This window comes from Sphingobacterium kyonggiense (assembly GCF_039536825.1).
Classification (GTDB): Bacteria; Bacteroidota; Bacteroidia; order Sphingobacteriales; family Sphingobacteriaceae; genus Sphingobacterium; species Sphingobacterium kyonggiense.
Genome location: NZ_BAAAZI010000004.1, coordinates 237,294 through 255,067 on the forward strand (window position 1 = coordinate 237,294; position 17,774 = coordinate 255,067).

Sequence of the window (17,774 nt, forward strand, 5' to 3'; positions counted from 1 at the left end):
TCTCCCTCACTCATCCCTCAAGCTATCCACCGGATTTGCTTTTGCAGCTTTGATGGACATCAGGCTCATTGTGAATAATGCGATAATAATAGTGACTACTGCCGGAACAATGAAAAGCCACCAACTTAAATTTATCTTGAATGCAAAATTTTCAAGCCATTTGTTCATTGCCCACCAAGCAATCGGCGTGGCGACCACAATAGAGATGAAGATTAATTTGATATAATCTTTGGAAAGAAGACCTAAAATACCGGAAACAGTACTTCCCAATACCTTTCGTATACCGATTTCTTTCGTACGTTGCGCTGTGTTGATGGTTACTAAACCGATTAGACCAAGACAGCTGATCAGAATGGTGATAATAGAGGACAGGTTGATGATGTTGGAGAATCGATAATCTTGCTCGTAAAGGTTCTTGATCCGTTCATCATAGAATTTATAATTGAATTCTGAATTAGGATAAAATATTTGCCATTCCTTTTGAATGGTTTCAATAGCTTTATTCCAAGATTTTGGATCAGAATTTAGCTTAATGGCTATTCTTCCCAATGAACCTCTATTTATAGATGGTAAAAATGCTGCAGCCTCTAATTGCATGTGCAGATTCTTAGTATGGAAGTTTTTGACAATTCCAGTAATTTGACGTTGTTCTCCACTGACTGTTACTGTTTGACCAAGAGCCGTCTGAGGAGATTTAAATCCTAATCCAGAAATGGCCTTTTCATTTAAGATGATTCCGGTACTTGTATCCGCAAGAGTCAATGCACGACCAGCCATCAACTTAAGACCATAAGTTTCCATATAGGTATCATCTACCATTTTAAAGGGCATATTTACTTTAACAATCCCTGTATCAGAAGCAAATTCAACATTATTACCCCAATGATCTGAACTTAGTGGAAAATGCCCTAAGGAGGTTGAGTTTATTTCAGGATGTTTCAGCAATAACTTCTTAAAAGAATAAGGGTCCTTCTTACCATCAACACCTTTATACGGGAGATCCAAGGTAATTAATGCCTGTTTATCAAAGCCAAGATCGGTCGACATCAAATGCTTTAATTGAAATCCGATAACAACCGTAGCGATGACAAACAACTGTGCAATAACAAATTGGAATACAATCAAAGCTTTTCGAAGTGAGATGCTTCCTATTGAAAGCTTACCAGTTTTATTGCTTTTTAAAACATCTATAATTTGTACTTTATTGCTTAAATAAGTTGGGTATAAACTCGATAAAATTGTGATTCCTAAAATCAGTAACAGCAAGAAAATAACGGTTGTTCCCAAATAATCATAATCATTGATTTGTCCAGGGAAATAATCCTTAAAGAAATGTTCAAACAATATACTCAATGGCCATGAAAGCAATAATGCTGTACCGGTAATTAGGAATGTTTCGCTAATAAATTCTAGGGTTACTCGTCCATTTCTTTGACCTAAGGTTTTACGAATACCGATTTCCTTCGCTCTACTTGGTATTAATGCGGTGCTTAAATTGATATAATTGATGCTTGCTAAAAGCAATAAGAAAATACCTATTCCTATCATACCGTATACAATTTTCTTGTCAGTATGATTATTAATGTTCGGATGAAAATGTAACTCACTTAAGTTTACCGGTTCAAAATAACCTGTGATATCGTAATCTTTCCAAGCTACTTTTGTCATTTCCTCTAGTTTCAGCTTCAGATTCTCCTTGATTATGGGCAATTGATTAGGATCTTTGAGCTTGATAAAAAGTTGATTGTTTGAACTAGACGATGACCAAGATTCTTCTTTCCATTGTGCATCTTGAACTTGTATAAATTCAACACCTTGGAAACTACTCGGGTAATCCAAATCTTTAACAACTCCGGATACAGCAAATACCTTATCATCATAATTGATCTCCCGACCAATGATATCGGTAGGTTGAACATTTGGGAAATAGAGTTTAGCCCGAGATTCGGTTAACACGACCTGATTAGGCGCATTTAAAGCCGCTTGTTTATTACCCGCCAACCAAGTATATGGTACCAGTTCAAAGTAGCTCTTATTAGTTGCATAGATGTTGATATCAGAAGAAAACTCTGCCTTTGAATCATCCGCTTTCTTGATGGTAATTCCATCATAGTACATGTTGAATAAAGGAACTGTTAATTCAACCTGAGGCAGATTGTTTTGTACATAATCCCAAGTAGATGAAGGAACACCATCAAATCCACTCGCTTTACCCTCAAAGGTAATATTGCTGATTAATTTGTAAATCAACTCCTTATTCGGATGTTTCTGATCAACACTAAATTCATAATTTACGATCTTAAATACGATCATACAAGCACTAATACCAATGGACAAACCAAGTATGTTTAGCAATGTAAATAGCTTATTTTTCCAAAGCTTACGGAGTATGTGTTTGAAGTTCATCTCGTCAGTTTTAGACAACAGATATCAGACAACAGATTTTAGACTTTTCGGACAATACTGCTATGTAGATATCTATTGTGTTGTTTTAATTTATTATTTCTTTCTTTTTCCTGTTTAATATCTGACATCTGGAGTCTGTTTTCTGATGTCTCCTCTCCCTACTCATCCCTCAAGCTATCCACTGGATTTGCTTTTGCGGCTTTGATGGCTTGGTAGCTAATGGTGAGCAATGCTGCGAGGATGGCTATTAGACCACCTAATACAAATGGTATCCAGGTAATTTCAATGCGATATGCAAAATCGTCCAGCCACTTGCTGCATATCCACCAGATAATGGGTGATGCTATAAGAATGGCTAATAGGATCATGATGATAAAATCCTTGGACAACATGCTTACAATCCCGGATACTGATGCGCCCAATACTTTACGGATACCGATCTCCTTGCTTCGTTGAAATGCGGTAAGTGTCGCTAAGCCAAACAAGCCTAAACAACTTATCAAGATGGCTATACCTGTACTGATATTGCTGAGCTTAAATAACTGCTGCTCTTTCTTATACATTTCAAGGATACCTTCATCGTAATATCGAGCGGAAAATTGATCTGCCGAAAAGAACTTATTCCAGGTTTGGTGAACTTGTTCCAGTATGGTTGGCCATTCTTTATGCTTAGCTGAATTTAAACGAATGCTATAGGTTTGCAAATTCCTGTTTTCATAGCTCAAAGCCATTGGATCAATTGGTTTATAGAAATTCTGTGCATAGAAATCCTTTACCACAGCAACGATTTGTTGCATATCATCTGATTGACCAATAAATTTTCCAATGGCCTCTTGTGGGTTTTTAAATCCAAATGCTTTTACCGCAGTCTCATTGATGATATAGCCGTTTGTGGTATCTGATGGAATTAAAGCAGTACCCGCCAATAATTTCATATCGTAAAAATCCAAGTAATCCGGATCAATGGTCTTAAAGAATACATTCTTGGAGATAGGTTCTTGTTGATCATTTGGAATATATTGCAGCTGATTGGAAGAAAAGCTATTATTCAAGGGCATTTCGCCCATTGTTGCTTTTTCTACTCCTGGTATTTTCTTGATTTCCTCAAACAAGGCCATTTTCTTACTTTGGAAATTTGGGGTCATGAAGGTCTTATAGGGAATTTGAATAACTGCCACATTTTCTTTATTGAAACCAAGATCGGTATGAACAACATATTTCAATTGCTGCCCGATGACTATAGCTCCAACAATGAAGATTTGAGCAATGATAAATTGGAATACAATCATCGCCTTACGTAGGCTCATTTTTTCAGATCCAACTTGTACTTGTCCCTTATTTCGGAAAATATCCACTGCATTGACGCGACTCATCATCCATGCAGGATAAAGACCAGCAACGATTATACTCCCGAGGAGAATAATCCCCATTACGCCAATATATAAACCAATATCTTGGTAATTTTTGGTGTTAACAGAAATTAAATCACCTAGCAGAAAAACACCTAATTGGGAGACAAATATGGAAAAGAATGCAGCAACCAAAACCATCATGGCAGTCTCTGTCATCATCTGCATTATCAGTGATCGTTTTGAGCCTCCTAAGGTCTTACGGATACCGATTTCTTTATATCGTTGAGGCATTTGTGCTGTCGTCAGATTGATGTAATTGATGTAGGCTAAAATCAGCAAGAATAACGCCACGCCAATTAGGGAATAGATGACCTTATAACTTGTTTTAACTAATGCAGCTTCTTTCATATGGGTAGAGAAATGCGATTCTTGAATGGGCATAGTCTCTAAGGTTCTGATAAAATCAAAACTTACCAATTCTTGTTTTTTTATGGCCTGCCATTTAGCATCCAGTTCCTTCTGTGTCTGGGCTAAGGCATGTTTAAGGGTCTGCTCATCTTTTGCCTTCAAATAGATATTGTCAGCGCCATTTGTATTTGACCATGCCATCATAGTCTTATCACGTTCTCTTTCTTTAATTAAGATAAATTCCTGACCATTAAATTCCGATGGATAACTCAGGTTTGCCACAATTCCTGATATGACTTTCTTAATCGAATCGTTATAAACAATTGTTTTCCCTAGGATATCCTGTTCCGGTAATTTAGGGAAATAATGCTTAGCCCTTGATGCTGTCAAAACAACTTGATGAGGTTCATTTAATGCAGTCTGTGGATTTCCTGCTAACCAATTGTATTTAACCAAATCAAAGTAATCTTTGTCGGTTTCAATAAATACTGTTTCACCAGCCTTTGGTTCTTCATATCGTTTCTCTTGACCTGCCACCTCAGGAATAGTAACGGATTGATAAAAAAAACGATAATGTGCCACAACCTCATCTAATCCCATTGGATTTTCCTTTAAGAAGGAATATACAGGACGTGATACACCTGAAAAAAGCTCATCCCTACCATCTGCCTTAAAATGGCTCAGTAAGCGGTACACTTGTTCCTTCTGAGGTAGATCTTTCTCAAAGGAAAGCTCATAACTGACGTATTTATAAATCACCCAACAGGAACTAATTCCTATGGTTAATCCCAGGATATTGAGGATGCTGAAAAGCTTATGCCTCATAAGTTGGCGGAGGCTATTTTTTAGAAGCATGGCGGAAGGAGATATGAATTTGGAGACAACAGATGATAGACATCAGATAATAGATTTTTCTGGTTAAATCTATCGTGAAGTTTTATATTAATCTTATGCATCATTTTTGTTGTGTTTAATTTCCAAAATTGTCTGGTGTCTAATATCTTAAATCTGGTGTCTGTTGTCTTATATCTGTCGTCTCCCTCACTCATCCCTCAGGCTATCCACCGGATTGGCAATAGCGGCTTTGATGGTTTGGAAGCTGATAGTTAAACCGGTTATGATTAAAGTGATGGCTGCTGCTAGAGCAAATACCCACCAATGGATTTCAATGCGATAGACAAAATTACTGAGCCATTCACTCATGAGGTAATAGGCAATCGGTACGGCGATGAGGAAGGCAATGATGACTAATAAAACATAGCTTCCTGAAAGCATTTTACTGATGTTGAATACCGATGCTCCTAATACCTTGCGGATACCAATTTCTTTGCTACGCTGTTCTGCAGTAAATGCTGCTAAGCCCATCAGTCCTAAACAGGCAATACCAATTGCCAACACCGAGAATCCGATGATGATTTGATTGGTTCTACGCTCCGTTTCGTATAGTTTATCTACATAGCTGTCCACGAAAGTATAGTCGAATGCAACATCTGGAATATGTTTCTTGAAGGATGATTCAACTTGATCTAGATAAGCTTTTTGTTGATTTCCTTCATAACGGATCAACAAATTACGCGTACTTTCCGAGGCTCGATTCATTCTGGAATGATAATAGCCTCCTACTTTTTCTTTTAAACTGCTGTAGTTAAAATCGCGCACCACTCCTTTGATTATGGTGTTCTTTGCAGATTCTGTTCGTACAAGTTGACCAATAGCATCTTCTGGATTTTTGTACCCTAAGTAAGCTAGTGCAACTTCATTTATGAGGATATAATTGACCGTATCAGTTGGACTCAAGGTCTTCTGTAAATCTGACCCGGCTAGTAAATGCAAACCTAAAGTTTTACAGATTGGTCCATCGACTGTATTTGTGTAGACAGGCATCCCTTCTGAGTCTGGAGCGTTAGATTTGGCAATACGTTTTCCACTTTCATTTGCACCGGGAATTGTTTGTACGGCTGTTGTTGATACAGTTGCCGGCAATTGTTGAATAGCATTTACTAAAGCCGTATAGTTAGCTTCTGATTTTATGGATTTATTACTGATGGACAACAATTGCTGTGGTTCATATCCGATATCTTTTCCTTCAATAAACTTTACCTGTTGGATCATGATAATCACCGAGATGATCAAGATAATTGAAGATGTAAATTGGAATACCACCAATCCTTTTCGCGCAGGTTCTACTAAGCCGCTATTCTTTCCTTTTCCTTTACCCATTAAGTTTAATGAGCTGATGCTGGAAAGATAAAATGCAGGGAAACTACCAGAGATTAAAGTAATAGCAAACCACACCAATAGCACCGTAAGCAGCACCAAAGGATTGAATAAATATGTCCAGGTTAAGTTTGCACCAGTTAATTGATTGAAGAATGGTACAACGAGAATACTGATTACAAGTCCCAATCCAATGGATATGGTACTTATTAAAAAGGTCTCTGTAAAGAAACGCATACGCACTTGACCTTTACTGGCACCAAGTACTTTATTGACACCTACTTCTTTTGCATAATTGGTCGTACGTGCAGTCGCCAGATTCATGTAATTGATACAGGCGATTAATAAAATTAAGCCTGCCAAATACAGTAAGTTCTTCACCGTTTTGAAATCTCCAGTCTTACTACTTATCCCTTCACGCAAATGAGCAGAATGCAAGTGTACTTTCGTGATGGGCTGTAATTGGAATTCTACAAAATACTGGTCTTCCTTTTTGACATTCTTATCGATCAAAGCAGTTGCTAAATTTGCTACTTGATCTGCATGAGTTGTCGCATCCAATTGAATGTAGGTTTCATAACTGGCATTGGACCAATAAACATTCTTACCCATCCAAGAGTCCATGATATTGTAAACCATCTCACAGTCTAGACTACTATTCGTAGCTAGATCTTCATATACACCAGTCACCCGTAGGGTATCACGTTGATTTAAATAAATGAGTTGATTGATAGCAGGACCCGTTCCAAAGATTTTCTCTCTCTTGGATTGAGAGATCACAATACTTTTTGGTTCTTTGAATACGGAAGCCTTATCCCCTTCCACAAATTGGAAATCAAACATGGAGAACATACTTGAATCTGCCAAATAGATCCCTTTCTCTACAAAATTCTTATCCCCTACTTGAATGGATGCATTGGCACCAAAGTCATCACGTACCATACGTGCATTTCTAATGACACCAGGAACTTCCTGCTGAATTGCAGGACCAACTGAATTAGGCAATTGCGGCCAATACTCATCATTATACTCCGGACTAGTTTTCATCGTCACACGATAGATATCATCCGAATGCTTATACATTTTATCAAAACTCAATTCATAAAACGAATAACCAATCAATAACAAGGCAATCCCCAAACTAACGGATAAGCCTAAGATATTTAAGGAAGAGAAGAACTTATTCTTCTTTATACTTCGCCAAGCAATTTTTAAGTTAAACATGTTTAGAGGTATTAGACAACAGATATCAGACAACAGATTTTAGACTTTGCAGTCAGCTCTGTATGGTAGATTGCTATTGTGTTCCTTTTTTTTAGACAACAGATATCAGATAACAGATTTTAGACTTTTTGTCACCTCTGTATTGTAGATATCTATTGTGTTGTTTTAATTTAGACATCAGATATCAGACAACAGATTTTAGACTTTTCGGTCAATACTGCTATGTAGATATCTATTGTGTTGTTTTAATTTATTATTCTTTCTAGTTCCTATTTCAATGTCTGACATCTGGAGTCTATTGTCTGTTGTCTCACATCTGTTGTCTCCATCACTCATCCCTCAAGCTATTCACTGGATTAGCGATAGCGGCTTTAATAGATTGATAACTAATACTTAACAAGGTGATCAATATTGCGCCGACTCCTGCAAGGACGAATATTCCCCAGCTGATGTTGATGCGATAGGTATAGTCTTCCAAGTATTTATCCATTGCCCAATAGGCAATTGGAAATGCGATAATGCAGGAAGTGATTACCAATATTAAAAATTCCTTAGAAAGCATTCTGGTCACACTGAATACCGATGCTCCCAACACTTTACGAATACCAATTTCCTTGGTACGACTTTCCGCCATGTATGCTGCCAGTCCAAACAGGCCAAGGCAAGAAATAAAGATCGTTAAGCCGGCAAATAAGGTCGCTAGTTTACCTGTCTTTTCAATTTCCTTAAACTTCAAAGCATAGGCTTCGTCGACAAAACTGAATTCAAATGGATATTCTGAATTGAATTCCTTAAAGACTTGCTCCGTACGTTCCAAAGCTTCTTTGGTTGAAAGCTGCGGATTGAAACGAATATGCATGGTGTTCATCCAGTGCGAAGCACCTTCAATAATTAATGGTTTAATGGGATCAAATGGTGACTCCTGAACAAAGTCTTTGATTACACCTATAACATGAAATTTATCGCCACTATCATCAATGATTTTTCCAATAGGATCTGTAAATCCCATTTTCTTAGCTGCGGTTTCATTAATGATGGCAGCAGATGAATCTGTAGGAAATTTACTAAGGTCAAAATCTCTACCCATTACCAATTCAAATCCAGCGGTTTCCACTACCTTATCATCGGCTGTTTGCCTATTGAATTGGGTATCATCATTAGGATCCTTTCCTTCCCATAGAAATCCACCCCAACCACTCCAACGTTCCGTTATGGGAGACATCATACGCGTAACTGATGTTGCAATATTACGACTCAATAAGGCTTGTTTGATCGACACCGAATTATCTGCAATCTTACCTACCTCCGATACATAGATCAGGTTCTGTTGTTCAAACCCATAATCTCTATCCTGCGCATATTGCACTTGCTTGCGGATAACCAATGTACTAACGATTAAGACAATGGCCACACAGAATTGTGTAACTACTAAAATCTTTCTTGGATTGATTTTATGTTGAATCTGACGAAATCTTCCTTTCAATACTTTTATTGGTGTAAATGAGGAAAGGAAAAATGCAGGATAAATACCCGCCAATATCCCTGTCAATAAGATAAAGCAAAGGAATAAAGCCCAGAATTTATAATCAGCGAATGGTATTTGGAATTTCTGCCCTACTAGATCATTGAAGCTTGGAAGGGATAAGGCCACTAGCAGTAAGGCTATGACACCCGAAATCAATGCCATCAATATGGACTCAGATAAGAACTGGAAAATCAATGTCTTTTTCTGTGCGCCTACTACCTTACGAATACCTACTTCTTTGGCTCGTCTTTCACTTTGAGCAGTACTTAGGTTCATAAAATTGATACAGGCAATTAAAAGGATAAAGCCAGCAATCAGAATGAAAGTCTTCACCATGCTGATCCTTCCTCCTACTACCTCTCCATTTTCATACTTGGAGTATAGATACATATCTGAAACTGGTTTAATGAATGTCTCTACCTTAATTTCTGAATGTCTCGATACAATATCTTTCAGCTTACTTTGAATAGCTGGAATATTAGCTTGTTTCTCTACTTCCACATAGGCTTGTACTGAACTATTTCCCCAATGGTTATCCGATAGTCCTGCTTTTTCCATAAAGGTCCATGGAAGGAAATAAGAATATCCTGCAAATCCGATTTCTTGTGGAATGTCTTTTAATACTGCAGATACGGTTAATAAAGCTGTTGAATCTAATCGAAGTGTTTTACCAACCACATCGGTACTCCCAAAGAGATCATTAGCTAACTTTTCAGTCAGTACGATTTGATTTGGATCCTTCAATACTTGCTTCACATCACCAGTAAACACCGGTAAATCAAACATGGATAAGAAACTGGAATCCACAAAGGCACCTACTTCTGGGAATAATTTCTTTTCACCAGCAGTAAATAAAAATCCTGTTGCTGAACTCAGACGTGTCATATCCTTGATTTCAGGAATATCCGATTTAAGTACTGGACCCAATGGTTTAGCAATAGAAAACCAAGTGGCAATACCATTGTCAGATGGTGCTTTAGTACCAACTACAAATAATTGATCCACCTTCGGAAAAGTTCTATTGACACTGAATTGAAAATTCACCCACAGTAATATCAATAAGGCAGCAGCCATACCAATGGCTAAACCTATCATATTGATAGCAGTAAATCCCTTGTTCTTCTTCAGATTGCGTATGGCTATTTTAAGGTTCATATTTGAGTAGTATTTAGTAGTTAGTATATAGTAGTTAGACCTTTGAAAGAAGTTATAGTCATTGATTTATAAGACATTAAGCAGCAACAAACCTCCTTTTATTCGATATCTCAGTCTATCTATTGTCTGAAATCTGTTGTCTTTTGTCTCATATCTAATAGCGAAGCTGTCTCATATCTCAAATCTAAACTACGGCAGTCTCCATAATCACTTGACCATCTAGCATACGGATAACGCGGTCAGCAAACTTGGCATCATGCTCCGAGTGAGTAACCATGACAATGGTTGTTCCTGTTTCATTTAGTTCGGTGAGCAATTGCATTACTTCATTACCATTGCTAGAGTCTAAGTTACCAGTAGGCTCATCGGCTAAGATTAGCTTTGGGTTATTGACTACGGCACGAGCAACTGCTACACGTTGTTGTTGACCTCCGGATAGCTGTTGTGGAAAGTGATTTCTCCTATGCATAATCTGCACTTTCTCCAACACCTCCTCTACTCGACGCTTACGTTCTGCTGCTGGAACATTGGTATAGACCAATGGTAACTCGACATTTTCAAATACCGTTAATTCATCGATCAGATTAAAACTCTGAAATACAAATCCGATGTTATGCTTACGTAAGTCTGATCGCTTGCCCTCTTTGAATTGAGCAACTTCAATATTGTTAAAGAGGTAACTACCCTCATCTAAATCATCCAATAGGCCTACAATATTCAATAAGGTAGACTTACCGCAACCCGAAGGCCCCATTACGGCAACAAATTCACCCTCTTTAACATGGATATTCACGTTGTTCAAGGCCACCGTCTCTACCTCTTCGGTACGGTAAAACTTTTGCAGGTTGGTTATTTTTATCATGTGTTTCTATGTTTATAATGATAGGTATCTAATTATTCGTTTCTTAATGTTTTTGTCGGGTTGCTCCATGCTGCTTTTAAAGCTTGCGAGCTGATGGTCAGCAAGGCAATTCCGATGGCTACCAATCCGGAGATTAAAAATATAGCCCATGGTATATTGATATGGTATTGGAAGTTCTTCAACCAATCGTTCATGTAGAAATAAGCTATTGGAAAGGCAATTAAGCAAGAGATTACTACCAATAGAATAAACTCCTTATTCAGCATCTTTACCAATCCAAATACGGAGGCACCTAATACTTTGCGAATAGATACTTCACGAGCTCGTTGCTCGGCAGCATATGATGCTAATCCAAATAAGCCTAAGCAGGAGATAATAATGGCTAACACGCCAAATAAGCTAGCTAATTTTTGAAGTAATACTTCTGAGAAAAACATTTTATTGAAAGACTCATCCAGGAAGCGATAATTGAAAGGATATCCAGGACTTTGTTCTTTTATTACGGTCTCTATTTTCTGAATAGCCTCTTGAATATCTACCCCAGCTTTTGTACGAATATTCAAAACACCTGCTGTCTCATAAAACGGAAACAAGACTAATGGTTCTATATTGGCATAGACATTATTATACACATAGTCCTTTACGACTCCAACAACGGTTATAGGCTGTCCATTCATTTGGATAACCTGACCTGCAATTTGCCCATCCGGTTTCACCAATTTGGCAAATGATTCATTCACTACTACAGAGGTGCTATCACCAACATTCTGCATATTAAAGTTACGGCCATCTGCCATTTTCATACCCAAAGCAGGAATAAAATCTCCATCAACCACTGTCCAGTTAATTAGAATAGATTGATCTTTATTTTTTCCATCCCAGTCAAAATTGCTTGTGTTAGATCCTGTCCTTAGTGAGCTTTCCTTACTAACGCCGACAGCTTCTACAACTCCAGTAGCTATTAATTTATCTTTGATATAAGGTAAATGCTTGGTCATGTCACTACGTAAATTCGTCGTGATAACCTGACTTCTGTCGAAACCCACATCCCTATTCTTTGCACTATTGATCTGCAGGTAGATAATGGAAGTCGCAATAATCAATATGATGGCAGCAGAGAATTGTATAGCTACCAATATTTTGCGAACAAGACCTGCTGATAGCGATCGACTAGTACCACCTTTCAGGGTATTCAATGGTTTAAATGAGGATAAGAAAAACGCAGGATAACTACCTGCTACTAATCCGCAGAGCAAGATAATTCCTGCAAAAAATCCTAAGTGTAAATTAGAACCTAAGTTCAATTCCAATTCTTTACCGATTAAGGTATTAAATGGCTTTAATCCTAACCAAATAAAGAATAAAGCCAGTACCCCTGAAACAAAGGCATATATTAACGACTCTCCTAAAAACTGTAAGATTAATGAACGTTTAGTAGCTCCAACAATTTTACGCATGCCTACTTCTTTAGCTCTTTTTTCAGAACGTGCTGTAGACAAATTCATAAAATTGATACAGGCAATGATGAGAATTAACCAGGCGATGGTACTAAATAAACGAACATTCTTAATGGCTCCATCTTTTTCAATTCCACTGGAATCAAAAACATCATATAAGTGCCAACGCGACATTGGGTACAGAAAATTCTCGGAGAATGTCACCTCGCCATTGGTCTTCTTCTCTACAAATTTCAATAGTTGCTTGTTTATCTGTGATAAGTCAGCATTCTCAGTTACTTGAACAAGGGTTTGAAGTCCATTGCTGCCATAACTCTTGAGCCATTCATTTGCTACTTCAAATTTTTTAAAATCAAGCAAGAAATCATAACGTAAATCGGCGTTATCTGGAAAGTCCTTTGTTACAGCTGATACGATATATGACTCCCCATTGCTTAGCTTTATTGTCTTGCCTAGAGCCTTTTCTCCAGCAAAGAACTTCTGTGCAACAGATTCACTTAAAACAATATTATTCAGTTGTGTAAATGCTGTTTTATGACTGCCTTCTACAAATTCAGGGCTTAAGATTTCCATAAAACTAGGATCTACATAATAGCCAAATTGGCTTACCTTATCTTCACCATTATTAAAGAGCATATTGTCCCCCCAGGTATAACGTGCAGCATGCTTAATACCAGGGATCTCTTCTTTAATAGCTGCAGCAAGTGGACCTTGTGTGGCTCCAAAAACAAAAGTCTGGCCATCGTACTTCTGAATGGATTTTACGATATAAATATCCTCTTGGTTTTTAAAATTAGCATTGTAGGTTACTTCATCTTCCACCCATAAGAATATAAACGCGGTAACCGCAATCCCTAAGGCAAGTCCAAAGATATTCAGAAAACTATAGCCTTTGGTTTTCCATAAGTTTCTAAAAGCCGATTTAATGAAATTACTAATCATAATTATTCGTTTCTTTAGATTGGTTATCTGGTAAGTTCTTTACTTCTTAATATTTAATTCCTGTATTTTATCGTAAGTTTCGTAGCTGGAAACAATAACCTTATCCCCAGGTTTTAAGCCACCCATTACTTCATAATATTGTGGATTCTGACGTCCTAATTGAATATCAGCACGATAGGCTGTATTTCCATTTTTATCCAATTTAAAGATCCAATTACCTGCAGTCTGTTGGTAGAAGCCTCCTTTAGGAAGTAATAGCGCTTTGGTCTCATCGCTTAATGCTAAACGGATCGATAGCGTCTGTCCTCTACGGATACCCTCTGGTCTTACACCCACAAACTCCATATCCACTTGAAAACGGCCATCCTTTACCTGCGTATAAACCTTCTTGATGCGCAAGTCGTAAGTCTTATCACCTATTGTAAATTGACCCTGCAAATCAGGGAAAATACGATTGATATAGTGCTCATCGATATCTGCACGAACTTTAAAACCACTCAATACATCAATTTGCCCTAAACGTTCACCAGCTTGTTTGCTTTGACCAATCTCGGCATCAAAGGAAGTCAACTGACCATCAACCGGCGCCCGAAGAATCAAGTCTCCAACCTTCTGACGGGTTAATTCCAAAGCACTCTGCGTACGCTTGTATGTCTCTCTATCCTGCGTTAATTTTTGCTTATTTGAGATCTCATCTTGTTGTAAGATCTGTTTGGTCAATACTACACGCTCCTTTTGATAGTTATATTCGTTTAGAGATTTTTGATATTCTTGAGATCCAATAGCCTTTTCAGCCAATAATTTCTTGTTTAAGGAATAAACACGCTCTGCTTCTTTTAAAGCTTGCTCCACATCAGCCATCTGGTTTTTGTTATTAATGGAAACCTGTTGCGCATTGGTCTGTGCAATCTGCGCTTGTGTCAATAAGTTTAAAACCTGAGTCTCTTGTTGAATTAGTCCCAATTCCATATCTGTATTCGACAAACGCATGATAGGATCTCCTTTATGCAAGTGAGCTCCATCCTCCACATATTTTTCTTCTACACGGCCACCAACAGATGCATCCAAATAAATACTGCTGATTGGTTGAACCATCCCATTAATCGGAATAAACTCTTGAAAACTTCCTTCCTTGATCTCTACAATGCTGATACGCTCTGCCTCCACATTCAATTTACTATTGCCACTGGTAAAGTAATAACTAGCACCAATTAGTGCTATAATTCCCACTATACCCGCAAGCATCATGATGCGTTTTGAATTCCAGGTCTTTTGTTTTATCGGTCTGTCCATTGATTAATTTCCTTGTATTTATAAATTACATAGACAAGGTTGTGCCAAAAACATAAAACACTGTAAATCAACACTTATACTGTCCGTTGAAATATTTAACTGTTCGCTATCGAACAGTAGATGTGCGCTGGCGAACAAAAGATTTTTCACTTAAAAAAATCCCCTCAGTTTATCTAAGGGGATTATTTACTGGAAATTTGGTTTGCATCTCCAGCCTCTTTTCAAATTAGTTATATATTGGTATTATTCATCTCTTAAGCTGTTTACCGGATTTGCTCTAGCGGCACGGAATGTTTGCCAAGCAATGGTACTCCAAGCTATAATAACGGATATGACTGCTGCCAATGCAAACATCCACCACTGAATTCCTACTCGATAAGCATACATCTTTAACCAGCTCTGCATTAGGAACCAGGCAAGTGGAGCCGCAATCAGAAAGGCAATTAAAACCAACTTCATAAAATCCTTTGACAACAACATAATCAAACCACCTACCGATGAACCAAGTACCTTACGAATACCAATCTCCTTAATCCGTCTATTAATAGTTAGCAATGCCAAAGCAAATAAACCCATACAGGATATAAAGATCGAAATCCCTGTACCTGACATTACGATATTGGAAAACTTACGCTCGCCTTCATACAAATTCTGTGTATTCTCATCCAAATAGCTAGGCGATATGCTTGCCTGAGGATTTATTTTCTTCCATATCTGGTCAATATGCTCAAGTGTCTGCGCTAAGTTATCTGTGGACACACGAACGAAAATATAATCCACTTCAAAAACACTAGGATTAACGGAAATCGTTAATGGTTCTACTGTTTTCTTTAGATTCTGAAAATTGAAATCATCGATGATGCCAATAACCTGTGATTTACCATTCAAATCCAGGTACTTTCCAAGCACTTTATCTACACCACCCAACTGCATAGCCATCTGTTTATTGATGATGATGGCATTGCTGTCTGTCGCAAATTTCCGATCAAAATCACGACCTTCCAGCAATTTAATATCCAATGTTTTTAGGTAATCATAGTCTATTCGCATGTAATTGGTGGAATACTCCCTGTTATCTTGTGTAAATCCAAATACACTATTGCGAGAGGTTCCATCATTTCCCATTCCCATGTTGATATCTGAACCTGATACATACTTGACGCTGGACTCTTGAGCCAAAGCAACACGCATCCGTTCCAAAGCATCCTGATGATCAATCCCTTTTCCAATTGGAATGGAAATAACTTCCGACTTATTGAATCCCAATGGTCGATTAGCGATATAATGCAACTGGGAACTAATAACGATGGTGGAAACAATCAATAGTATCGCAATACTGAATTGCAATACAGTAAGTGTATTTCGAAGCTTTGAAGACTTCACAGAAGAGCCACCTTTAAGGGAATTTATGATATTACTATTCGCAATTTTCCAAGCAGGATAACCTCCTGCCAATAAGGTGATCAGCAAAAACATCCCTAAAAAGAGCATCAAATTCGAAGGACTAATTAAGTCCATCAAACTCAAGTGGTATTTCATACTGGCATTAAACTCTGGAATAAGTAAGCCTGCCAATACCAATCCTAAGCCCAAGGCAATCAAACAAAGTAAAAAAGCTTCTGTCCAAAGTTGCATAATCAGGTGCTTCACTGTTCCACCCAATGTCTTCCTAGTTCCTATTTCTCGACTACGAATCAATGAATTGGCCAAAGAAAGGTTGATAAAATTAGAACAAGCAATAAATACCAATAAAGCTGCAATCCCCAATAAAATCCAAGGGTAATAAGCCGGAGGCCCATTTCCAAAACCAAGATCACTTAAATGATAATCAGTAAGAGGGATTAAATGTAAGGAATAGTAGTTTCCATCCTTATCAGCAGTTGCCCCATCTCTTTTCAAGTTGTTGATGGCATCTTTATAATATTGTTCTGTAAATCCTTTAACTTCTTTACTGAACTTTACATCATCAACTGCGGCATCTTTTAGTTTTACAATAACATTATGGCTTGAGTTATCCCAAGCATCCCTTTCTTGAGCATAACCCGGTTTCGCCTCAAAATTTATTAAGCTATTAAACTTGATGGTAGAATTATAAGGAGGGGTTTCCAATACAGCCGTTATAGTCTTTGGCACCCAAGTATTGTTTTCTAAAACCTCAACCTGCTTACCTAGCACATCCTTTTGACCAAATAGGCGGGTTGCCATGTCTTCATCCAATACAATGTTTCCTATGTCATTTAATGCCTTTGCATCACCTTGCAACATCGGAAAGCTTAAAATGGATAAGAAATCATCATCCACATATTTATTGATAGATTCCAATTGCTTCTCCCCATTTCGAAGGATAACATTTCCATTAGCCACCCTACTTGCCAAAGCAATACTTGGGATTTCCTCCTTTAACCGAGGTGTTAGAGGTGCTGGCATGGAGATATTGTATTTAATTCCTCGCTCGGGCTGACTCTTACTGTACAATAGACCAATGTGCTCAACATCCTGGTGAAAGCTATCGTAAGAAAGCTCAAATCGAGCAGTAAGAAACAGGACAATGGCTGTTGCTAAGGCAATAGCTAAACCCAATATATGGATGAAACTTAAAGACTTCGTCTTCAAGATGCTCCGCCAAGCTGTTTTAATATTGTTTGTAATCATGTTTTATCAAAATTAGATATCCATTGTATTTTGCCATCCCTATTGCTACATTCCATTCAAATTCAGAATACAAAATTTATCATCCCTATTTAAATGCCACAACAGTAATAACCTATATTTCAAAACATTACAACTAACACTCCCACTTAACAATGTTCGAAATCGAACAGTTTTCGTACGATTATGGACATGCAATAAAAACCTTAAAAAATTAAATCATTCTTCGTTAGTTAATTTCATGAACTTTAAAAAAAATACACATTTCGGGTTATTTTCTCGCT

Annotated in this window: 8 protein-coding genes; all 8 read right to left on the minus strand. The window is 37.6% G+C overall.

The window, feature by feature from the left end; translation table 11 throughout:
• Positions 1-6: 6 nt before the first annotated feature.
• Positions 7-2,406 carry an ABC transporter permease gene (locus tag ABD676_RS02155; RefSeq protein ID WP_344673024.1) on the minus strand — a complete coding sequence of 800 codons (2,400 nt, stop codon included), beginning with the start codon at positions 2,404-2,406 and terminating at the stop codon, positions 7-9.
• A gap of 158 nt (positions 2,407-2,564) precedes the next feature.
• A complete protein-coding gene (locus ABD676_RS02160) occupies positions 2,565-4,991 on the minus strand; it encodes an ABC transporter permease (protein ID WP_344673025.1) in 2,427 nt (808 codons plus the stop codon).
• A 216-nt stretch (positions 4,992-5,207) separates the two neighbouring features.
• Positions 5,208-7,607, minus strand: coding sequence for an ABC transporter permease (locus tag ABD676_RS02165; protein WP_344673026.1), 2,400 nt, complete (start codon positions 7,605-7,607; stop codon positions 5,208-5,210).
• Positions 7,608-7,935: 328 nt separating this feature from the next.
• The gene (locus ABD676_RS02170; RefSeq protein ID WP_344673027.1) at positions 7,936-10,287 is read right to left on the minus strand and encodes an ABC transporter permease; all 2,352 of its coding nucleotides are present in this window, start codon (positions 10,285-10,287) and stop codon (positions 7,936-7,938) included.
• 184 nt (positions 10,288-10,471) lie between these two features.
• The gene (locus tag ABD676_RS02175; RefSeq protein ID WP_344673028.1) at positions 10,472-11,149 is read right to left on the minus strand and encodes an ABC transporter ATP-binding protein; all 678 of its coding nucleotides are present in this window, start codon (positions 11,147-11,149) and stop codon (positions 10,472-10,474) included.
• Between the two features lie 32 nt (positions 11,150-11,181).
• Complete coding sequence (locus tag ABD676_RS02180) at positions 11,182-13,548, minus strand: ABC transporter permease (protein WP_344673029.1); 2,367 nt, start codon at positions 13,546-13,548, stop codon at positions 11,182-11,184.
• A 39-nt stretch (positions 13,549-13,587) separates the two neighbouring features.
• Positions 13,588-14,841, minus strand: coding sequence for an efflux RND transporter periplasmic adaptor subunit (locus tag ABD676_RS02185; protein WP_344673030.1), 1,254 nt, complete (start codon positions 14,839-14,841; stop codon positions 13,588-13,590).
• Positions 14,842-15,084: 243 nt separating this feature from the next.
• The gene (locus tag ABD676_RS02190) at positions 15,085-17,493 is read right to left on the minus strand and encodes an ABC transporter permease (protein ID WP_344673031.1); all 2,409 of its coding nucleotides are present in this window, start codon (positions 17,491-17,493) and stop codon (positions 15,085-15,087) included.
• Positions 17,494-17,774: the final 281 nt, after the last annotated feature.

Coding starts and splice junctions, on each gene's coding strand:
- ABD676_RS02155 (WP_344673024.1), bottom strand. CDS start 2,406: ATGAACTTCAAACACATACTCCGTAAGCTTTGGAAAAATAAGCTATTT.
- ABD676_RS02160 (WP_344673025.1), bottom strand. CDS start 4,991: ATGAGGCATAAGCTTTTCAGCATCCTCAATATCCTGGGATTAACCATA.
- ABD676_RS02165 (WP_344673026.1), bottom strand. CDS start 7,607: ATGTTTAACTTAAAAATTGCTTGGCGAAGTATAAAGAAGAATAAGTTC.
- ABD676_RS02170 (WP_344673027.1), bottom strand. CDS start 10,287: ATGAACCTTAAAATAGCCATACGCAATCTGAAGAAGAACAAGGGATTT.
- ABD676_RS02175 (WP_344673028.1), bottom strand. CDS start 11,149: ATGATAAAAATAACCAACCTGCAAAAGTTTTACCGTACCGAAGAGGTA.
- ABD676_RS02180 (WP_344673029.1), bottom strand. CDS start 13,548: ATGATTAGTAATTTCATTAAATCGGCTTTTAGAAACTTATGGAAAACC.
- ABD676_RS02185 (WP_344673030.1), bottom strand. CDS start 14,841: ATGGACAGACCGATAAAACAAAAGACCTGGAATTCAAAACGCATCATG.
- ABD676_RS02190 (WP_344673031.1), bottom strand. CDS start 17,493: ATGATTACAAACAATATTAAAACAGCTTGGCGGAGCATCTTGAAGACG.